The following is a 20,180-nucleotide window of genomic DNA, read 5'->3' on the forward strand; positions in this document are numbered from 1 at the left end:
CATCCTCGGCCGGGACCCCTCCCCGGGCCGGGTCCTATCCCGAGCCGGGGCCCATCCCCGAGCCGGGGCCCATCCCCGTGCCGGCACTCACCCCCGTGCCGGCACCCATCCCCGAGCCGGCACCCATCCCCGAGCCGGCACCCATCCCCGAGCCGGGACCCACCCCGAGACCTCAGGGCCGCTCGGCGGTGTCCCGTTCCTCCGCCGTCGGCAGGACGTCGTGCGCCGTTCCGGTCAGGGACGCGGAGTCCGACGGCGCACCGCCGTCCGCCGTGGCGGTGGCGACCGCCGGCTGCCCGGCTGCCGGCTTGCCCAGCCGCCCCGTCACCCACAGGGCGACCGGCTCGGTGAAGCGGGCGGTCAGCGGGCCCGCGATGACCAGGATCAGGACGTACGCGGTGGCCAGCGGTCCGAGGGACGGTTCGATGCCGGCGGTGACGGCGAGCCCGGCGATGACGATGGAGAACTCGCCGCGCGCGACCAGCGTGCCGCCCGCCCGCCAGCGGCCCTTCGCGGAGATCCCGGCCCGGCGGGCCGCCCAGTACCCGGTGGCGATCTTCGTCAGCGCGGTGACGACGGCCAGCACGAGCGCGGGCAGCAGCACCGGCGGGATGCTCGCCGGATCGGTGTGGAGGCCGAAGAAGACGAAGAACACGGCGGCGAACAGATCCCGCAGGGGCGCCAGCAGACTGTGCGCCCCCTCGGCGACCTCCCCGGACAGCGCGATGCCGACGAGGAACGCGCCCACCGCCGCGGACACCTGGAGCTGCTGAGCGAGTCCGGCGACCACGAGCGTCAACCCCAGCACGACCAGCAGCAGCTTCTCGGGGTCGTCGTTGGAGACGAAGCGGGAGATGTGACGCCCGTACCGCACCGCGACCAGCAGGACGAGCCCGGCCGTGCCCAGGGCGATGGCGAGGGTCGCGCTGCCCGCCGCGAGCCCCACCCCGGCGAGCAGGGCGGTGACGATCGGCAGATAGACGGCCATGGAGAGGTCCTCGAGGACCAGGATGCTCAGGATGACCGGCGTCTCGCGGTTGCCGAGCCGCCCCAGGTCGCCGAGGACCTTCGCGATGACACCGGAGGAGGAGATCCAGGTGACACCGGCGAGCACGACGGCGGCGACCGGGCCCCAGCCCAGCAGCAACGCCATCGCCGCGCCGGGCAGCGCGTTGAGCGCGGCGTCCACCAGACCGGCCGGGTACTGGGTCTTGAGGTTGGAGACGAGATCGCTGGCGGTGTACTCCAGGCCGAGCATGAGCAGCAGCAGGATCACGCCGATCTCGGCGCCGATCGCCACGAACTCCTCGCTCGTGCCGAGCGGCAGCAGCCCGCCCTCCCCGAAGGCGAGCCCGGCCAGCAGATACAGGGGGATGGGCGAGAGCCGGAACCGGGCGGCGAACCGCCCGAGCAGCCCGAGTCCGAGGATGATCGCGCCGAACTCGATGAGGAAGACGGCGGAGGAGTGCCCGGAGGACTCGGCGGCGAGTCGCACGGGCGAGGCGAGCTGCTGGGGAGCCTGGGCGGCGAGGGACGCGGAGAGCTGAGCGGAGAGGTGCATGGGCCGCTCACTCCCGGCCGAGTATCGCGGCGGCCGCCCCCACACCCTCACGGGTGCCGATCACGATGAGGGTGTCCCCGCCGGCCAGCCGGAAGTCCGGTGCCGGTGACGGAATCGCCTCCGCCCGCCGCAGCACGGCCACGATGGACGCGCCCGTGTCGGTCCGCATCCGGGTGTCCCCGAGGACCCGCCCGTTCCAGTACGACGTCGAGGCCAGTTCGATCCGCTCGGCGACCAGGCCCAGTTCCGTCGTGGACAGCAGGTTGGGGCTGTGGTGGTCCGGCATCAACGCGTCCACGAGGGCCGTCGCCTCGCTCCCCGTCAGCCGTACCGACAGCGCGCACGCGTCGGGATCGTCCTCCCGGTACGCGCTGAACGTCCGTGACCCGTCCCGGTGCGCCACGACCGAAAGCCGCCGGTGCTCACGGGTGTTGAGGTCGTACCGCACACCGATCCCCGGCAACGGCGTACTGCTGAGGCGCGGAGCACCCACGGCTGGCCCCCTGTCTGGTTCGGACATGTCTTCGGAAACCCGATGGGTGCCACCCTAACGAGACCCGAGACGGCCTGGCCGAGGCGAGATTGAGTCCCCGATGGGACAATCCCCGTCCGGCCCCTCCGGCGTTGACGCCGGTGACCTGCCCAGTACCCCCCTGTCGGCGGTCATGCGGACCGAGGCCGTCGACATCCGCCGCCGCGCCCGCTCCGGCCGCGGCTCCGCCCGGGCAGCGGGGGAAGGACCGAAAGGAAGCGCAGGCATGATCCAGTGGGTGTCCCTGGCCACCGGCCCCCGCCCCGTACCCCAGCCCGTCTCCACACCGCTGGTGTGGGCCACGGCGTTCGCCGGCGCGATGGCGCTGGTCGCCCTCCTCAACGCCTTGGTCGGCACGGACCGCCCCGGCCTGGCCCTGACCGCGCTGTCCCTGCTGTCCGCGCTGCTCGGCGTCTACGCCCGCTTCACCGCCGCCCCCGGCACGGCCGCCCTGTGCTGGCTCTTCCTCAACGGCTTCGCCATACCGCCGGTCGGCGTCCTCACCTGGGCCAACCCCCGCGACATGTTCTGGCTGGTCTGCCTCCTCACGGCGGCCCTCACCGGCACGACCCTGGCCCGCCTCCTCCAGGCCCGAGCGGCCTACCGCCGCCTCACCACCAGCGTCCTGCCGCGCACCCAGGAGCCGGGGGACTGGCCGGGGGACGTGTGAACGGCAGCCCGCGCCCTGCGACCGCCGGGGTTCAGCGCCGGTAGGCGGTGACGGCGACGGCGGGCAGGACCGCGAGTGCGAGGACACCGCCGGTGAGGGCGAGGACGGGGTAGCCGGAGGCGGCGACGACCAGGCCCGAGCTGATGCCGCCGGTGGCACCGGCGACGGCGATGGAGACGTCGACCATGCCCTGCGTCCTGGCGCGGGTGGCGAGCGGCACGGCGTCGGTGATGATCGCGGTGCCCGACACGAGGCCGAAGTTCCAGCCGAGACCCAGCAGCGCCAGGGCCAGCGCGAGGAGGGCGACGGAGTCGCCGGGCGCGGTGGCGGCGAGCAGCCCGGAGGCGAGCAGGGTGAGGCCGGAGGCGGCCGCGATCCGCAGTCGGCCGAAGCGGTCGACGAGCCAGCCCGTCAGCGGCGAGGGCAGATACATGGCGGCGATGTGGACGGCGATCACGACGCCGGAGGCGGCGGTGCCGTGGCCGTGGTCGTGCAGATGCACCGGCGTCATCGTCATGATCGCGACCATGACGAGCTGGGTGAGGACCATGATCAGCGCCCCGAGGACCACGCCGCCGCGGCCTTCGCGGTCGGTGGTGCCCGTGGTGGTCCCGTCGGCGGGGGCGCCTCCCTCCGGCCCGGCGTCGGCGAGGGCACGGGCCGTGAGCAGTGGATCGGGCGCAGTCGGACGGCGAGGACGAGCGCGGCGAGCGCGTAGGCGACACCGGACAGCAGGAACGGGCCGGCCAGCCCGGGGATGCCGAGCTTCTCGGCGAAGGTGCCGGTGGGGGCTGCGAGGTTGGGTCCGGCGACGCCCCCGAGGGTGGTGGCGACCAGCACGGTGGACACGGCCCGGGCGCGGTGGTCGCGGGGCGCGAGGTCGGCCCCGGCGTAGCGGGCCTGGAGGTTGGTGGCGGTTCCGGCACCGTAGACGAACAGGGCGACGAACAGCAGGACGGGGCTGTCCAGGACGGCGGCGGTGATGACGCCGAGGCTGCCGACGGCCCCCGTGAGGTAACCGGCGGCCAGTCCGGGCCGACGCCCGTGGCGCTGGGAGACCCGACCGACGACGACGGCGGTCAACGCGGACCCCGCGGTGAACAGCGCACTCGGCAACCCGGCGAGACCGGTGGCACCGAGCATGTCCTGGGCGAGCAGCGCCCCCACGGTGACACCGGCGGCGAGCCCGGCCCCGGAAAGAACCTGAGAAGCGACCAACACCCGCAACACCCGGCGCTGCACGACGGCGGCGTCGGGCAGAACACCGGTCGTACGGTCGGACGCGATCCTGTTCATGCCTCCCTCATCCGATCTGCCACAGCCGACCGTCACTGCCCTCGCGGCTCCGACGAAGAGACCCACGTTGCCCCGCTGGTGGCTGGTGGCTGGTGGCTGGTGGCTGGTCGCTGGTCGCTGGTCGCTGGTCGTAGAAGCGTAGGGCGACACGCGATTCCTGGACCCCTTCGCGTACACGATCCAACTGAGCGAGGCGGCAGCGCGGGCACCGGAGATCCCGAGGCCCGCCCGGCTCCACCCGCCGCTCCACGATGAACTCCATGCGGAGAGGTCAGAGTGTGTGCGGCCCCCCTTCGTGCTCCGCGAGGAAGTCGTCGAGCAGCGCGAAAAGTGTCGTGATGACACGTTCTTCCTGCTCGGGTGAGAGCTGCCAGTGATCCCAGGGTTCATCGGGAAGCGCGATGTGACGGACCAGACCCATCCACGCGTGGTTGCATTCCCGGCCGCGCTTGGCCACCAGCCAGTCACGCCAGCCGTCGAGCCCGCGGCCGCCGTGCCGCCGGGCGTGGGCGTCGTAGCCGATCAAGAAGCTCTCCACGCGGGCGAGCGTGGCCCGACCCACGAACACCTCGGGGCCCTCGGACACGAAGGCCCAGTACTCGCGCACTCATGTCCCTGAGATTCACTCGCCCACCCTTCCGCAACGTCGAAGGGCCCCACCGCGAACGGTGGGGCCCTTCGACATCGTGCCCGGTGAGGCACTGGCGGAGGATACGAGATTCGACTTGTCGGCGACCTTGAGCCGGGAGCACCCAGTCCCAGCGCTGCTCGGTAGTCCTGCCGTCGAACGCCTCGACCAGCGTCAAGAGAGACGGCACCACCTCGGCCCCACCCCCGGCCGCGAGGTCGAGCCAGGCGATCGTCTTCCTGTCGTCGCGTACCGCAAGGGACAGGGCTTCGCGGTCCAGTACGAAGGCGCGGAGGGGCGGCTGCCCATAGAGCCACGTTCGTCACGCTCCCGCCCCCACACCCCTGGGCTCGACCATTCCGCGGTCACAACCTCTTGCTCTGCGGTGTGAGAGCGGCGCAACGGAATGTCCCACGCGGTCTAACAGGCAGGAAACCGGCCGCTACGGCGGTCGGACTAACTTCGTGACATGAGGGTGTGGATGCCCGTACGGCCGTGGCGCGGCAGGCTTGCCGCGATCGGCAAGGGCAGATTCGGCAAGGGCGGTTCAGCGCGCCGCCACGGGGGCCGAACGACTCCCGGACGACGGCCGATGCCTGGCTGGCGCAGCATCAGGGGCCGGGTGGCGGTGGTCATAGCGGTGCCGATCTGCTTGCTGCTGACGGTGGCCGGTCTCGCCGTGCACGGCAGCGCCGAGGCCCTCGGCGATGCCCGGACGACCCGTGCCGAGGTGGGCCTCAGTCTGCGCATCCAGGCCCTGGTGCACCAGCTGCAGCGCGAACGCGGTCTGACCAGCGGCCTGTTGGGCGGTGAGAAGGAGTTCCGCCCACCGCTTTCCGCCACACGAAAGCGCGTTGACACGGCACTGCGCCGTATGCGCGGTGAAAGCGCCGTCGAGGACGTCGTCCAGCGGCACTTGCGGCGTCTCGCCGACATCCGAGCCGCCGCCGACAGAGGCACCGCCGGCCAGGCCGCGACCCTCACCTTCTACACCAGCGCCGTCAACGCCCTGAACGCCGTCGATCCGGTGGCGGAGACCGCGACCGGCGCCGACCCTCAACTGCGTGACGGGTTGGCCGCGTTGCGCGAGCTGGCCGCCATCACGGAGTCCGTCGCTCTCGAACGCGGACTCCTCAACGGTGTGTTCGCCCAAGGCGCCTTCCGCGGCCGTGCGTACATCGACTTCATCGAGGTGCGAGCCACACGCGTCGCCGCCCTCGCCCGCTTCCGGCAGGTCGCGACCGCACCTCAACACGCGGCACTGGAGAGAGCCTTCGCAACCGAGGACGCCGAACGTGCCACCGCCTACGAGAAACAGGCGGAAGGCGCCGCCGACGGCTCCCCCCTGCGCGCCGACGCCGGCACCTGGTGGGACGCGATGACCGTGCTCGTCGACGATCTGTACGCCGTCCAGCAGTCGGTCGGTGACGGCGTACGGGACCGGGCCGATCGGCTCAGCCACGACGCCGAGCTGACCCTCGCCGCATATCTCGTCGCGGGCACGCTCATCGTCGGCCTTGTCGCGGGCCTCGCCGCTGTTGCCTCCCGGTCCCTCACGCGCCCGCTCCGTGGGCTCGCCGAGACCGCTCACGACGTGGCGCGCCGCCGGCTGCCCGCAGCCGTCGCCCGTATCCAGCAGTCCCCGCAGGACCATGCTCAGCTCCTCCCGTCGGAGAACGTACGGGACAATCCCGATGCGCGGCTGCTGGGCGGTGCGGCCGAGATCGCCGAGGTCGCGGCGTCCCTGCAGCAGGTTGAGCACACGGCCCTCCAGCTGGCTGCCCAGCAGGCCGGCCTGCGTCGCAACACCACGGAATCGCTCGCCAATCTCGGCCGCAGGAACCAGAGCCTGGTGCGTCGCCAGCTCAGCCTCATCACCCGCCTGGAACGGCAGGAACTCGACCCGGACGCCCTCGCCGAGCTCTTCGAGCTCGACCACCTCGCCACCCGTATGCGGCGCAACGCTGAAAGCCTGCTGGTCCTGGCCGGGCAGAATTCGCCGCGGGCCACGGCAGCACCCGCCGACAGTCTGGAGGTCGTCCAGTCCGCAGTCGCCGAGGTGGAGCAGTACCGTCGAGTTCTGATCGCGACCGTGGAGCGGGTGCGGGTGCGTGGGCACGCCGTCGCAGATGTCGCCCACCTCCTCGCCGAACTCATCGAGAACGGACTGAATTTCTCGCCCCCGACCGAACTGGTCGAGGTGCACGGCTGGTACGACGCCGAGGACGACACGTACTCCTTCGGTGTCGTCGACCACGGCATCGGCATGTCCGAAGCCGACAAAGCACGTGCGGGCGCCCTCCTCTCCGACTCCGGCGAGGAGAGCCTGGTTGCCGCACCCACTCGGTTCCTCGGCCACCTCGTCGTCGGCCGAATCGCCCACCGTCTCGGTGAAGGCGCTCAAGTCCACCTCTTCGACACTCCTGGCGGCGGCCTGTCCGCCCTTCTTGTCCTCCCCGGGCGCCTGCTCGCCGCCGTGGAGGGCCCCTCCCCCTCACCCCCACCCGCCAGGCCCGCTGTCTCCTCTCTGCTCAACGGCTTCCGAGCAGGTGTCGCCCGCGCCGAAGCCAGAAACCCCCAAGGAGCGTCATCGTGACCACCGCCGTCCAGAGTTTCGGCTGGCTCGTCTCGGAGTTCGTGCGCACCGCCGACGGCGTCACCGATGCCGTCGCCGTTTCCTCTGACGGCCTGCTCATGGCCGCCTCGGACAGCCTCGGACGAGATCACGCCGACCACTTGGCCGCCGTCGTCTCCGGCATCACCAGCCTCGCCCAGAACGCGGCGACGGCACACGGCTTCCACGGCATGAAGCTCGTCATGATCGAAATGCTGGGGGGCTTCCTCATGGTCGGTCGTATCCGCGACGGCAGCTGCCTGGGCGTGCTCGCCGCCGAAGGGTGCGACGTGGGCCTCGTCGGCTACGAAATGGCCGTCCTCGCCGACCGCGCCGGCGAGCTGCTCACCCCGCAGTTGGTACGCGAACTGCACTCCGCGCCCAGGTGAGCCCACCCGTTCGCCGCCCGCCCCTGCCTCCGTTACCAGTCTGTGCCGCGAACGGTGGCGTGGCCGGGCGGTTCGTCTTTCATGGTGCCGGTCAGGCGACTGCGGAAGATACGAGATTCGAACTCGTGAGGGGTTGCCCCCCCCACACGCTTTCCACATGTTCGTCTGGGGGTCCCGGCGCGTACGGCAACGTCCTGACCTGCGGTTCAGCGGGTCAGGGCGGGGGTTCTGAACGGTGCTGTACGCAGGTGAATGCAACCAGAACCGCAACCACGGAAGTGGAGCAGCGTGAGTGTGTCCGGCTTCTGTTCGTGATTCCTGGTCAGCGGGGAATCGCCTCGTTACTCCCCCTTCTGCGACCAGGCCGCGGTGAGCGCGGTGACCGGGTCACTGTCGGCTGGTGCCGCGGGCCACCATTCGCCGTCGTCGTCCCGGAGGTAGGGGTACCAGCGAGCGTCGGGGCCCAGGCGCAGTTGGATGCCGTGGTGGGTGAGGGTGAGGCGGTTGCGCCAGGTTCTGAGGTGTGGGGGGAAGTCGGTCATCTCGGCGAGGGCCGCGGCCAGGGCGGTGCGGGTGGCTTTCATCACCGTCGGGTCGGGGGTGTGGGGCTGTTCGGCGACGGTGATACCCGTGGGGCCGCCGTGGCGCCAGGCGCGGGTGAGGCGTGCGAAGGCAGTGGGGTTGGTGCCGGTGTTCTGGATCAGGTGGTGGAACCACTCGGGTCCGGGGTTGCTCGCGGCGATGCGGACGGCGTCCTGGTGCTGGGTCAGGTGAAGGTCGGCGGTGTCGCCCGCGAGGAGCCGGGCGGCGCGCGCGGTGGCGTCGGCCATGAGGCGTTCCAGGTCCGCGGCGGCCAGACCGGTGCCGGATGGCGGGGCGACGGGCAGTGCTGTGGTGTGGGCGGCGGGTTCCGGGGGTTCGGGCAGTTCGGGGGGCTCTTCGGCCCAGCGGGCGTACGCGGCGGCTGCCGGGATGCCGGCCGGTGCCGGTGGGGCGGCGGTCTCCTGTGCCGCCGTACGGAGTGCGCGCAGCTGGGCGAAGACCTCCTCGCGACCGCGGCCGCGCAGCGCGAAGAGCACGAATGGGTCGGCGTCGATGGTGGCGGCGATGGCGTAGCAGAGCGCGGCGGCGTGTTTGCAGGGGTAGCCCCAGTCGGGGCAGGAGCATTCGGGATCGAGTTCGGCGGGCTGCGGGAGCAAGGGGACGCCTGCTTGGTGGGCGTCGTCGACGAGTTCGGCGGGCATCTCGCCGTCGAGGAGGGCGGCGAGATGCCCAACTCGGGCGGCGATGGTGTCGAGGAGAGTGCCCCATTGGGCGTCGGTGAGGACGGGCAGGTGGACGGCGGAGCGGTAGGGGCGGGGCCTGCTGCCCTGGACGACGGCTTTGACCTGGCCGGGGGCGATGGTGACGGCGCCGACCATGCCCTGGCGGGCGTAGGTACGTCCGCGGGACAGGCGCCCCGAGTCCAGGGTGGAGTCCTCCAGGGCCGTCACCCATGCCTGGCCCCACCAGGTCGCGGCGAAGGCTCGCTTGCCGCGGGCGGGCGCACGGCGCGGACTGGGGACAGCGGGGCTCATGTCTGCCTCCCCAGGGCGACGAGTTCGGCGAGGTCGGCATCGGACAGTTCGGTCAGGGCGGCCTCACCGGAGCCGACGACGGCGTCGGCGAGCGCGCGCTTGGACTCGAGAAGCTTCGCCACCTTGTCCTCCACGGTGCCCTCCGCGAGGAGTTTGTGGACCTGTACGGGCTTGTCCTGGCCGATGCGGTAGGCGCGGTCGGTGGCCTGGTCCTCGACGGCCGGGTTCCACCAGCGGTCGTAGTGCACGACGTGGGTGGCGCGGGTGAGGTTGAGGCCGGTGCCCGCGGCCTTGAGGGAGAGCAGGAACACCGGCACCTCGCCGTGCTGGAAGCGGTCCACCATCTCCTCGCGCGCGGTGATGGGGGTACCGCCGTGCAGGAGGAGGGTGGGCACTCCGCGCTCTGCGAGATGCTTCTCCAGCAGGGTCGCCATCTGCTTGTACTGGGTGAAGACCAGCACCGACTCGCCCTCGGCGGTGATGGTGTCGATCAGTTCGTCGAGCAGGTCGAGCTTGCCGGACCGGCCGCGCAGCGGTGACGACTGGCGCAGGTACTGGGCGGGGTGGTTGCAGATCTGCTTCAGCGCGGTGAGGAGCTTCAGAACCAGACCGCGGCGGGCGATGCCCTCGGCTTCGGCGATCTTCGCCATGGTTTCGCGGACCACTGCCTCGTACAGGCTTGCCTGCTCGGCGGTCAGAGGTACGACACGGTCGGTTTCGGTCTTGGCGGGCAGTTCGGGTGCGATGCCCGGGTCGGACTTCCTGCGGCGCAGCAGAAACGGGCGGACAAGACGGGACAGCCGGTCGGCAGCCTGTGGGTGCTCGCCCGACTCGATCGATCGGGCGTGCCGTTCGCGGAAGGCCGTGAGCGGGCCGAGGAGTCCGGGGGTGGTCCAGTCGAGGAGCGCCCACAGTTCGGAGAGGTTGTTCTCCACGGGGGTGCCGGTGAGGGCGACGCGGGCGCGGGCGGGCAGGGCGCGCAGCTCACGGGCGGTGACGGCGTAGGGGTTCTTGACGTGCTGTGCCTCGTCGGCGGCGATCAGCGACCATGCGTGCTCGGTGAGGGTCTCCCGGTCGCGGCGCAGGACACCGTAGGTGACCAGGACGATCTCGTCATCGGCGAGGTCCTTCAGGTGGCGGTCGCCGCCGTGGTAGCGGCGCACGGGGATGGAAGGTGCGAACCTGGCGGCCTCGCGCTGCCAGTTGCCGAGCAGAGAGGTGGGGCAGACGACGAGCGTGGGGCCGGCGGTGGCGGGGTCGGTCTGGCGGTGCAGGTGCAGAGCGAGCAGGGTGATGGTCTTGCCCAGGCCCATGTCGTCGGCGAGGCAGCCGCCGAGGCCGAGTGCGCACATCTCGGCCAGCCAGGCCAGGCCCCGTTTCTGGTACTCGCGCAACGTGGCCTCGAGGGCGGCGGGCTGGGGCACGGGGGTGCGGGACTCGGGGTCGCGGATACGGGCGACCAGGTCGCCGAGCGCACCGACCGCCGCACAGGGGACCCGGTCACCGTCTCGCTCGGCCTCGCCGGTCAGCGCCGCGCTCAACGCCTCCATGGGGGTGAGCGGTTCCATCCGTCGGCGCTTGGCGCGGGCCACCAGCTTCGGGTCGGCGACCACCCACTGGTCCCGAAGTCGGACGAGGGGACGGCGTGACTCCGCGAGAGCATCCATCTCGGCCTCGGTGAGAGGCTCGCCGCCGAGGGAGACCTGCCAGCGGAAGTCGAGGAGGGCCTCGGTGTCCAGCAGGCCGCCTGCGGCGGAGCCGGGGGCGGTGCGCTGTCCGATCTCCGCGGTCGCGGTGAGCGCCTTGACCAGTTCGCGCGGCCAGTGAACGTCGACACCGGCCGCGCGCAGTGCGTCCGTGGCGTCCCCGAGGAGATCGAAGGCTTCGTCGTCGGTCAACCGGAGCTGATCGGGAGCGGCATCGTCGAGCAGCCGCCGCAGCGGGGGCCAGGCGCGGGCGCCGCGGCGCAGGGCGAGCAAGGTCTCGGCCTCGGCGCGTGGGCCGAGCAGTCGCTCCGCTTCGGTCGGCTCGCTCCACAGTCGTGCGGCCTCGATGACGAGCGCCGGGTCCGCCGCGGTGTGCAGTTGCAGGACGGCCCGGAACTGCCGTCGGCGTCCTTCGGGTACGTCCACGCGCAGGGAGACACTGACCTCGGCGGTGAGCGCCACTTGAGTTTCCTCGGCCCATTCCCGCAAGGCGGGCACGGCACGGGCCTCGCGCCAGGCGTACGGCAGCGCTCCCATGGCGAGCGGCGCGGCAGGTGTACGGACCAGCTCGTCGGCGACCGCGTCGCAGAACTGGCTTACCAGCGCAGCCGGTTCGGCGATCCGTACCGGAGCAGGGCCAGGCTCGGGCAGGCAGTGGGCGTGTGGCGAGAAGGCGGCGGCCAGGGCGTCCAGCGTCTGGCGCTGGGCGGCGGTGAAAGGGCCCGCCTGCCAAATGTCGTAACCGGCGGGGGTGAGGGCCGGGTGGAGGCGGCCGTCGGCGAGCAGCCGTAGCGCGAAGCGAGTGGCGGCCTGCCAGGCGGCGCCGGAGGGATGCGTCGGCTCCGCAGTGGCCAGGGCGGAGACAGCGACGGCGACAGGCACCGCGTAACCCTCGACCCTGCGCCGCCTGACCGAGCGGCCGTGCGGCAGGACCAGTTCCACCGCCTCGGTCTCGAGGCCGGTGGGCGCCGTACTGTCTCCGGCTGCCGCCCCGGTCGGCTTCCACAGCAGCAGCCGCCCAAGGCGGGCGGGCTCACCGGGCAGGAACACCGCCGCCCAGCCGACGCCGAGCAGCTCCCTGACGAAGGCGGACGTTTCCTGCCGGGCCAGCGGCGGTGCGCTTTTCGCGCCCGTACTCGGCTCTCGTACGACGACTCGTGCCACTCTCTCCCACCCTGTCGCTGGCCGGACCTTCCCTTGGGCAGCTCACTACCGAACCCCACCAGGCAATGTCACAGGCTGGCAACCACGGGCCTTGGCTTGACTGCCGGCGACGGCGCCGCGACGGATACGTCACTGCTGAACACACCGGCCTCAACCGTACGGCGCAGCGCTACGGTGAGGCCATGAGCACCTGGGACCCAGCCGTGCTGGAGGCGTTGATCGAAGAGGCCACCGTCGACGCCTACGGCGAGGATGAGCAGCTCACCGGCTTCTTCACGATGATCGCGGGAGTCTTGCCGTGCCGTTCACCACGACTGTTCTCGGCGTCGAGGTGAGCGTGGTCGGTGCCGATCTGGCCGAAGACGGACGCGTGGTCGCACGCTGCGCCCGGGGGTCGGTCCGACAGGACATCGGAATTCTGGACCTGCCGCTGCCGGACCCCGCCCCCGAGGGCTGGCAGTGGATCGAGGCATACCGCTACTGGGCCCGCTGAACTGGCGCGTCGTACAGCCGCCCAGCTGAGCCCCTGCTCGAACGGACAGCCGCCCCGACTGCCGCTCACCGGACCGACGGCGGGAACAGACAACCCGTAGCGCGCATACCGCAGTATGCTTGGAGCTATGGCTGACACCACACGCATCACGGTGACACTCCCCACCGAGCAGGTGGCGGAGCTGAAGAAAATCACGGGCAACATCTCCGGCTACGTGGCCGAAGCGGTCGCCAGGCAGATCCGGCACCAGCTCCTGGGGGCCGACCTGCGCAGCCACACGGACGAGCACGGGGCCTTCAGCGAGGAAGAGCTGGCCGAGGCGCGGGCGCGGATCTTCGGTACGACGTCGGCCGGCGGCGGCGCGAGCGCAGCGTGAGCGGGCACATCGAGACCGTCGTCCTGGACAGCGAGGGGCTGTCGGCCTGGGTGGCGCAGGACCGGAAGGTTCTGGCGATGTTCCAGGTGTTCCATGACATGGGCGCGGACCTTGTCGTCAGCGCCAACACCATTGTCGAGGTGAGCCACACCAGGGTGAACCTGCCCCGACTGCAATGGGCGCTCTCCCGGGTCAAGGTGGAGCCGATCACGGAGGCGGCGGCCAAGGCGGCGGCCCAACTGCTCAAGGGCGCCGGTCTGCACGGACACAAGTACGCGATCGACGCCACCGTCGCGGAAGCGGCCTTGCGTCAGCCTGGCCCGGTCGCCATCCTCACGTCGGATGTCGATGACATGACCCGGCTGTGCGGCAGCAAGGTCCGGATGATCGGGCTATGACCGCGGCATCGTTCCGGGACCATGGACAGATCCGAGTGGATCCGCAGCTACCAGAGTCGCCGCAGTGTCAGCCCGCGATGGGTGAATACGTCATCGACGGATGCGGGAGCATGAGCGCGTTCGGTGTCCAAGCTTCTCAGGGTCTGCGCCGGTCGCCCTGGAGGACCTGAGCGTGCGCCTTTCCTGCTTGACGATTTGTCCTAAATGTTGCTTATGAGTTCAACCGAAACTGCAACCAGGACATGTCGGCCGGACCGCAATGAGCGGTCCGGCTCCCCGTTTCGCCTGGCCGGAGGGAGCTTCAGACGGCGTCGACCGGGGGTGAATGAGACCAGAACTGAGACCAGACGCCGGGTCATACCTTCTTGACGACGATCGAGTCGGAACCAGCTGTTCCAGGTCGTCCACGTCCGAGGTGAAGACGGTGACCTGCCCCTTCTGCTGTCGCGCGATGACGGCGAGAACGGCGTCGATCGCGTACTTGCCTCGCACTTTCGCGAGTGGGGCTGTCCGAGCTTTGATCGAATAGACGGAGAATGCTGCTGACCTGCAACGATGGGACTTTTCGAGGGTCCTGTCAGCTGCAAGGAAAGAAGCACTCTCCAGGTGAAGAAGCGTAGCGGGTCGTACCCGCATGCCCGTGTCGCGGGCGGTGACCACGGAGTGGTCTCGAAGTCCGGGTCGGTGGGCAAGATCGAGGCTTGTGGCTGTGCAGCTTGGTATCGGCCAGGAGGCGACGGGCCTGGCGGGCCTCGTCCTTCCCGATGTCGGCGACCTTGAGCCCGGAGAGCACCCAGTCCCAGCGCTGGTTCTGCTGTCGTACGCTTCGACCAGCGTCGCTGCATTCCCGGAAATCCGCTGAGCCGGCAGATAATCACGAACCGGATGTCAGGCGACCATGCCGAAGCCCTGGCAGTGCCGAGTGGTACCTCCACCCGCACTCACTCGGCGGATAGGCACCCCAAAGCGTATCCAATCACCCTCCACGGAATGAAATGGGACCCCATTTCTTTTCCTGCGCTTGTGTTATTGTGCGGCATCGTTATTCGCGAAAGTGAGTGACGTAAAGATTCGGTGGACAAAGCGCGAAGGGTTGACTGTGTACAAGTACATAAAGGTGGCGGCTGGCGTGATAGCCCTCGCGGCCTTGGTGCCGGCTGCCGCATCCGCGGTGACTGGCGGTCAGGGGGGCGCCGGGGCCGCATGCACCTCGGATGGCAGCGAGCCGACTGGGCACCTCCTGGCCAAGCGCATCGAGAAAGACATAAACGAGGCCCTAAAGGGTCGCGACAGTGTGGCGTCGGTTGCACTCTACGACCGCAAAACCGGCATTGCTTGCGCATACGACGAGAACAGGCAGCAGGACGCGGCAAGTGTGATAAAGCCGGTCATCCTGGGCGCGCTGCTGTTCCAGAGCAAGGGGCCCCTGACCGGTGAGGACGACGCTCTTGCCAGAAAAATGATCACTGCTTCGGACAATGCTGCAGCCACGACTCTCTGGAAAAAACTTTCGGACCTGACGAATCCGTCCGCCCCAAACCCGGTAAAGATTCAGGAATTTCTCGACGCGGCGGGAATGAAAAACACCATCCTCGACAAGGAAGGCTTCTGGGGTCTCAGTCAGGTCACCGCAGCGGATCAGCTTCAACTTCTGAAGGTGTTCACATACAACAGTGACACAGCAGCGCCGGTGCTCCCCCAAGAGGCACGCGCCTACGCGCTGGAGCTCATGAATCACGTCCAAAGTGACCAGCGATGGGGAGCCCCGGCAGGAGCTCCCCAGAACGCTGTCGTCCATGTCAAGAACGGCTGGCTGCGGCGCTCCGACAATCCTGGTGTAGACCCCTACGACAGGCTCGACTGGAAGGTGAACAGCATGGCTGCGTTCACTGGGGACGACTACGACTACGGGCTTGTTGTCCTCACCGAGAACAACAGAGTCCCTGACGGCCATCCGGCAGAATCGGGGTGGATTTACGGGATAGGCACCATTGAAGGAGTCGCTCGCGCAGTCCACCACGATCTGTACCCGGAGCAGTCGTCTTCCCGTCGCCTCCAGCCCACCCCGCAGAATCTGGTCAAGCAGCTCAAGTTGCAGCCTCACCAGCCCAGATGAGGTGGATGGGTGGCTGCGGCAAAGCGGTGCTCCGGCCAGGGCTTCGGCGTTCGTGTACACCGCAGCCTGTACTGCCCCGCGCTGCGGCTTTTCCGGCGTCAGAAGGCGGCCCTGAATGTGATGAATTCGCTTCTGGCCGAACCCCAGGAGGCGATCCGAAGTCAAGGTGGGCGGTTGATGGGGTTGCGGCTCCGGGCGACTGCGGCACCCGTCCCTTGGTCCAGGTGTGGCTGGCTGGGGAGAGACCGTACAGAGGCCAGCTGGGGATGGATGAAGGTATGCATCAGCCCTGGCTGTAGAGCGTTGCCAGGCCGATCAACTGGACGCAGGGGTCGGCCTCGGCAATAGCGCGTGCTTTGTCGTTGAATCCGGCTCCGCTGAAGCAGATGAGCTGGGCGCGGCTCGTGTCGTAGCGTCCGGCCAGAGCGATGAGGTCGCGGACGTGCCGGAGGCGGTCGATGTGGGCCTTGCCCATGGTGTCGTTCCACTTGGCCTCGCCGATGGCCAGGAGCGGCGGTTTGGCGCCGTCGGCGATGCCGATGACCGCCACGTCGACCTCGTGGCCGGTGCGGGCCTTGGGGTCGTGGACGATGCCGTGCCCGACGCGGGCGGGCAAACCACCGAGCAGTTCGGGGTCGGCGTGATGGAGGGCCCATTCGCGGCAGACCTGTTCGAAATGAGGTCCGAGGACGTTGCTGACGAAGCGTCGGCGGCTGGCCTGCCAGACCCGTGGCGCACTGCCCGGGCGTTCGAGCTGGTCCCAGACCGGACGCATGATCGCGGGGTAGAAGCCGATCAGTGGCTAGGCGATGCGGTAGGTGGGCCGGTTGTCGCGGAACGCGTCGGCGTCACGGTGCAGCAGACCCGCGTCTTCGAGGACGTTGATGGGGTGCGCAACGTCGGTGGCTTTGCGTTCCAGATAGCCGGCCATGCCCCCGCGGGTGGCGTTGCCGTCGGCGACGGCGGCCAGAACGGACAGGTACAGGGCGGTGTCGCGAAGGTCGGGTTCTTCGGCGAGCAGATAGCGGGCCTCGCGGAAGAGGGGGTCTCGGGATTGAGGACGGTACGGACGACCCAGTCGTCGAAGTCGTCCGCCCGTTGGGGGTGTCGCCGCGTGCGAATTCGCGCCGGTAGGCGGGGGTGCCGCCGACGATCGCGTTCACCTTCATGGCCAAGTGGGGGTCGGTGATGCCCCAGAACTCGGCGGCGAGGCGGTGGTCCAGGGGGCGGACGACCAGCTCCAGCCCAGCCCGTCCGCGCAGTGGGGCGTTACCTGAGAGCACCCTGCCCATGAAGGACAGCGCCGAGCCGCACAGCAGCAGCCGGGTACGGGAGCCGGTGCGCTGGTCACGCAGGGGGCGCAGCGCCTCCTGGATGATCGAGGGCAGCTCCCGGGTTGGCCTTGGCGAGGTATAAGTGAGACCAAAACTGAGACCTGGGCACGCCGAAGACCCCGGCCGCCAAGCGGTCCGGGGTCTTCGTTTCGCCTGTTCAGGCGGCTGCGGAGGATACGAGATTCGAACTCGTGAGGGGTTGCCCCCAACACGCTTTCCAAGCGTGCGCCCTAGGCCTCTAGGCGAATCCTCCGCCGGAAACATTACATGACGGCGGAGGGTGCTTGCGAACGCGTTCCCCCTCGGTGACGAGGGGGAGGCGTCGAGGTGGGGAGGCGGGCGGGCGGGGTCGGGGGATCGGGTAGGCTGGGCGTAGCCCCTCACGCGGCGCTATCTGACTGAACTCCCCCAGGGCCGGAAGGCAGCAAGGGTAGGTCGGCTCTGGCGGGTGCGTGAGGGGTCTTTCGTTGCCCAGGGGCCGCGGCCCGGCAGAGGGGGCTCGGGGAGCGAGCCGGGTCGACGTCCCGGGAGACGGTCCGCTCGGCGTCCGGTCCCGCTTCGGCCGCGTCCGGGTTGTCAGTGGGCGCCTATAACCTCGTAGGCGTGTCGTCTCTCGCGCTGTACCGCCGCTATCGCCCGGAGTCGTTCGCCGAGGTCATCGGGCAGGAGCATGTCACCGACCCGCTGCAGCAGGCGCTGCGGAACAACCGGGTCAATCACGCGTACCTGTTCAGCGGGCCGCGCGGCTGCGGCAAGACGACCAGCGCCCGTATCCTCGCGCGCTGTCTGAACTGCGAGAACGGCCCCACGCCCACCCCCTGCGGCGAGTGCCAGTCGTGCCAGGACCTGGCGCGCAACGGCCCGGGTTCGATCGACGTGATCGAGATCGACGCCGCCTCGCACGGTGGTGTCGACGACGCCCGTGAGCTGCGCGAGAAGGCGTTCTTCGGACCGGCCGCCAGCCGGTACAAGATCTACATCATCGACGAGGCCCACATGGTCACGTCCGCCGGTTTCAACGCACTGCTGAAGGTGGTCGAGGAGCCCCCGGAGCACCTCAAGTTCATCTTCGCCACGACCGAGCCCGAGAAGGTCATCGGGACGATCCGTTCGCGCACGCACCACTACCCGTTCCGGCTCGTCCCGCCGGGCACGCTCCGCGACTACCTCGGCGAGGTCTGCGGCAAGGAGAAGATCCCCGTCGAGGAGGGCGTCCTCCCGCTGGTGGTGCGCGCGGGCGCCGGTTCCGTGCGTGACTCGATGTCCGTCATGGACCAGCTGCTGGCCGGCGCGACGGACGAGGGTGTGACATACGCCATGGCCACGTCCCTGCTGGGCTACACGGACGGGTCGCTGCTCGACTCGGTCGTCGAGGCCTTCGCCTCGGGTGACGGGTCCGCCGCCTTCGAGGTCGTCGACCGTGTCATCGAGGGCGGCAACGACCCGCGGAGGTTCGTCGCCGACCTGCTGGAGCGGCTGCGTGACCTGGTGATCCTGGCCGCCGTGCCCGACGCCGTCGAGAAGGGGCTCATCGACGCCCCCGCGGACGTCCTGGAGCGGATGCAGGCCCAGGCCGGCGTCTTCGGCGCCGCCGAGCTGAGCCGCGCCGCCGACCTCGTCAACGAGGGACTCACGGAGATGCGGGGCGCCAACTCCCCCCGCCTCCAGCTGGAACTGATCTGCGCCCGGGTCCTCCTCCCCGCGACCTACGGCGACGAACGCTCCGTCATGGCCCGCCTGGACCGGCTGGAGCGCGGCGTGAACTTCTCCGCGTCCGGCCCCGGCCCGGCCATGGGGTACGCCCCCGGGCCCGACGTCCACGGGGGGGCGGCGGGCGCGCCGATGGGCATGGGCATGGCCCCGCCGGTCGTTCCCGGTCCGCCGGTGCCGCCGGGGGGCGGGCCGGCCGCGGCTCGGGCCGCTGTGCGCGGTGCCGGGGGCGCGGGGGCGCCCGGAGGCCAGGGGGCGCCGGGGACCGCCGGGGTGCCCGGGGGGTCGGGGATGCCCGGTGCTCAGGGAGCGCCCGCGGCCGCAGGCGGTCCCGCCGGGGGGCCGGGTCCGGACGCGTACGGTGCCGGGGGCGCCGGTGGTTTCGCAGGGCCGGGCGCGGGTGGTCCCGCCGGGGCCGCCCCGGCCGCCGCCGCTGCCCCGCAGGGGGCTCCGCCGGGCAACGCGCCCGCCGAGCCCGCCGCCCAGTCACGACAGTCGGGAGAGGCAGGGACGGCCGCCGCCCCGCCTCACGCTCACCCGAACACCCCCGCCGCCGCGGCGCCGGAGGCCGCTCCTGCCGCCGGTCCCGGTTCGTGGCCCACGCCGGCCGCCGCCGGCAGCGGGCGGCGCCCCGGTGGGTGGCCCACGGCCGCGCCCGCCGGTGGTGGAGCGGCGCCCGGAGGTCCGTCCGGCTCCGCGCCGGGCCAGGCCGCCGCGCCCCCGTCCGCCGCACACGGCCGGCCGACTCCGCCCCCGGCGGACCGGTCCGCCCCGGCCGCGTACACCCCGGCCCCCGGCGGGCTGGACCCCCGCATGCTGTGGCCGAACATCCTGGAGGCCGTGAAGAACCGCCGCCGGTTCACCTGGATCCTCCTCAGCCAGAACGCGCACGTCGCCGGCTTCGACGGCACGACCCTCCAGATCGGCTTCGTCAACGCGGGCGCACGGGACAACTTCGCGAGCAGCGGCAGCGAGGACGTCCTGCGCGCGGCGCTGGGCGAGCAGTTCAACGTCCACTGGAAGATCGAGGCGCTCGTCGACACATCGGGCGGCGGCTCGGCCCCGGCCGGCGGTTACGCGCCCCCGGCCCCCGGTGGGTACGGCGGGGGCGGTGGCTACGGCGGTGGAGCGGGCGGCGGCTACGGCTCCCCCGACCCGGCGTCCCGCCCCGCCCCGCCCCAGGCCTCGCCCTCGGCCCCCCACCCGCCCGCCGCGTCCACCCCGGCCCCGCCGAGACCCCAGCAGCCGGGCCCGGCCGCACCCACCGCCGCGCCCACACCCCCAGCGGCCCCGGAGCCCCCGCCGGTCTCCCCCGAGGACGACATTCCCGAGGACGACGACCCCGACCTCGACGAATCCGCCCTCTCCGGCCACGAACTGATCGTCCGCGAACTGGGCGCGACGGTCGTGGAGGAGATCGCGAACGAGTAGCGGGGCGGGACCGTACGGAGCCGGGCGGGGAGTGCGAGCGACAGCGCCGTCCGTGGGCGGGGCCGGGAGCAGCGTTACCCGTCCGCGGGGACCGGGAGCAAGGGCGACGCGTCTGCGGGGACCGCGAGCAGCGTTACCCGTCCGCGGGGACCGGGAGCAAGGGCGACGCGTCTGCGGGGACCGGG

General features: G+C 70.8%; 16 protein-coding genes, 1 tRNA gene, 1 other RNA gene and 1 pseudogene. 10 read left to right on the plus strand and 9 right to left on the minus strand.

The window, feature by feature from the left end:
• Positions 1 to 172: 172 nt before the first annotated feature.
• Both SMA5143A_RS13205 and SMA5143A_RS13210 read right to left on the minus strand, forming a co-directional pair.
• A complete protein-coding gene (locus SMA5143A_RS13205; RefSeq protein ID WP_258193495.1) occupies positions 173 to 1,561 on the minus strand; it encodes a cation:proton antiporter in 1,389 nt (462 codons plus the stop codon).
• Positions 1,562 to 1,568: 7 nt separating this feature from the next.
• On the minus strand, positions 1,569 to 2,054 hold the full coding sequence (locus SMA5143A_RS13210) for a cation:proton antiporter regulatory subunit (RefSeq protein ID WP_258193497.1): 486 nt from the start codon (positions 2,052 to 2,054) through the stop codon (positions 1,569 to 1,571).
• Positions 2,055 to 2,319: 265 nt separating this feature from the next.
• On the opposite strand from SMA5143A_RS13210, the gene SMA5143A_RS13215 reads away from it, so the two are divergent.
• The gene (locus tag SMA5143A_RS13215) at positions 2,320 to 2,763 is read left to right on the plus strand and encodes a hypothetical protein (protein WP_107463114.1); all 444 of its coding nucleotides are present in this window, start codon (positions 2,320 to 2,322) and stop codon (positions 2,761 to 2,763) included.
• A gap of 31 nt (positions 2,764 to 2,794) precedes the next feature.
• On the opposite strand, the gene SMA5143A_RS44720 is transcribed toward SMA5143A_RS13215, so the two are convergent.
• The 3 genes from SMA5143A_RS44720 to SMA5143A_RS13225 all read right to left on the minus strand — a co-directional run bounded on the left by SMA5143A_RS44720 (position 2,795) and on the right by SMA5143A_RS13225 (position 4,666).
• Entirely contained in the window at positions 2,795 to 3,334 is a 540-nt protein-coding gene (locus SMA5143A_RS44720) for an MFS transporter (protein WP_375136480.1), read from the minus strand.
• The gene (locus SMA5143A_RS44725; protein WP_375136481.1) at positions 3,316 to 4,059 is read right to left on the minus strand and encodes an MFS transporter; all 744 of its coding nucleotides are present in this window, start codon (positions 4,057 to 4,059) and stop codon (positions 3,316 to 3,318) included. The genes SMA5143A_RS44720 and SMA5143A_RS44725 overlap by 19 nt, the downstream gene beginning before the upstream one ends.
• Before the next feature lie 271 nt (positions 4,060 to 4,330).
• Entirely contained in the window at positions 4,331 to 4,666 is a 336-nt protein-coding gene (locus tag SMA5143A_RS13225) for a hypothetical protein (RefSeq protein ID WP_107463115.1), read from the minus strand.
• Between the two features lie 613 nt (positions 4,667 to 5,279).
• On the opposite strand from SMA5143A_RS13225, the gene SMA5143A_RS13230 reads away from it, so the two are divergent.
• On the plus strand, positions 5,280 to 7,283 hold the full coding sequence (locus tag SMA5143A_RS13230) for a nitrate- and nitrite sensing domain-containing protein (RefSeq protein ID WP_258193498.1): 2,004 nt from the start codon (positions 5,280 to 5,282) through the stop codon (positions 7,281 to 7,283).
• Entirely contained in the window at positions 7,280 to 7,690 is a 411-nt protein-coding gene (locus SMA5143A_RS13235) for a roadblock/LC7 domain-containing protein (protein ID WP_107463117.1), read from the plus strand. The genes SMA5143A_RS13230 and SMA5143A_RS13235 overlap by 4 nt, the downstream gene beginning before the upstream one ends.
• Before the next feature lie 341 nt (positions 7,691 to 8,031).
• Here SMA5143A_RS13235 and SMA5143A_RS13240 read toward each other — a convergent pair whose 3' ends face one another.
• A complete protein-coding gene (locus SMA5143A_RS13240) occupies positions 8,032 to 9,267 on the minus strand; it encodes an SWIM zinc finger family protein (protein WP_258193499.1) in 1,236 nt (411 codons plus the stop codon).
• Complete coding sequence (locus tag SMA5143A_RS13245; RefSeq protein ID WP_107463170.1) at positions 9,264 to 12,047, minus strand: DEAD/DEAH box helicase; 2,784 nt, start codon at positions 12,045 to 12,047, stop codon at positions 9,264 to 9,266. Before SMA5143A_RS13245 ends, SMA5143A_RS13240 begins: the two co-directional genes overlap by 4 nt.
• 272 nt (positions 12,048 to 12,319) lie before the next feature.
• Here SMA5143A_RS13245 and SMA5143A_RS43825 point away from each other — a divergent pair, with 272 nt between their 5' ends.
• From SMA5143A_RS43825 to SMA5143A_RS13270, 5 genes are all read left to right on the plus strand, one after another.
• A complete protein-coding gene (locus SMA5143A_RS43825; protein WP_258193501.1) occupies positions 12,320 to 12,472 on the plus strand; it encodes a hypothetical protein in 153 nt (50 codons plus the stop codon).
• Positions 12,436 to 12,630: a hypothetical protein gene (locus SMA5143A_RS43830; RefSeq protein WP_258193502.1), complete on the plus strand. Its 195-nt coding sequence runs from the start codon at positions 12,436 to 12,438 to the stop codon at positions 12,628 to 12,630. The genes SMA5143A_RS43825 and SMA5143A_RS43830 overlap by 37 nt, the downstream gene beginning before the upstream one ends.
• Before the next feature lie 127 nt (positions 12,631 to 12,757).
• Positions 12,758 to 13,006: a hypothetical protein gene (locus SMA5143A_RS13255; protein ID WP_107463119.1), complete on the plus strand. Its 249-nt coding sequence runs from the start codon at positions 12,758 to 12,760 to the stop codon at positions 13,004 to 13,006.
• Positions 13,003 to 13,404: a PIN domain-containing protein gene (locus SMA5143A_RS13260; protein ID WP_107463120.1), complete on the plus strand. Its 402-nt coding sequence runs from the start codon at positions 13,003 to 13,005 to the stop codon at positions 13,402 to 13,404. The genes SMA5143A_RS13255 and SMA5143A_RS13260 overlap by 4 nt, the downstream gene beginning before the upstream one ends.
• Positions 13,405 to 14,503: 1,099 nt before the next feature.
• Entirely contained in the window at positions 14,504 to 15,520 is a 1,017-nt protein-coding gene (locus SMA5143A_RS13270) for a class A beta-lactamase-related serine hydrolase (protein ID WP_258193503.1), read from the plus strand.
• Positions 15,521 to 15,803: 283 nt separating this feature from the next.
• On the opposite strand, the pseudogene SMA5143A_RS13275 reads toward SMA5143A_RS13270, so the two are convergent.
• Both SMA5143A_RS13275 and SMA5143A_RS13280 read right to left on the minus strand, forming a co-directional pair.
• Positions 15,804 to 16,933 (minus strand): annotated as a pseudogene (locus SMA5143A_RS13275) (AAA family ATPase); the annotation flags it as partial.
• Positions 16,934 to 17,022: 89 nt separating this feature from the next.
• Positions 17,023 to 17,107: transfer RNA gene (locus SMA5143A_RS13280), tRNA-Ser, on the minus strand.
• Positions 17,108 to 17,225: 118 nt separating this feature from the next.
• On the opposite strand from SMA5143A_RS13280, the gene ffs reads away from it, so the two are divergent.
• Together ffs and SMA5143A_RS13290 are read left to right on the plus strand one after the other, a co-directional pair.
• Positions 17,226 to 17,322: signal recognition particle sRNA small type (gene ffs / locus SMA5143A_RS13285), an RNA gene on the plus strand.
• 135 nt (positions 17,323 to 17,457) lie between these two features.
• The gene (locus SMA5143A_RS13290) at positions 17,458 to 19,995 is read left to right on the plus strand and encodes a DNA polymerase III subunit gamma and tau (protein WP_107463122.1); all 2,538 of its coding nucleotides are present in this window, start codon (positions 17,458 to 17,460) and stop codon (positions 19,993 to 19,995) included.
• The last annotated feature ends 185 nt before the right edge of the window (positions 19,996 to 20,180 follow it).

The sequence above is a fragment of the Streptomyces sp. MA5143a genome (genome assembly GCF_900290235.1).
GTDB lineage: Bacteria > Actinomycetota > Actinomycetes > Streptomycetales > Streptomycetaceae > Streptomyces.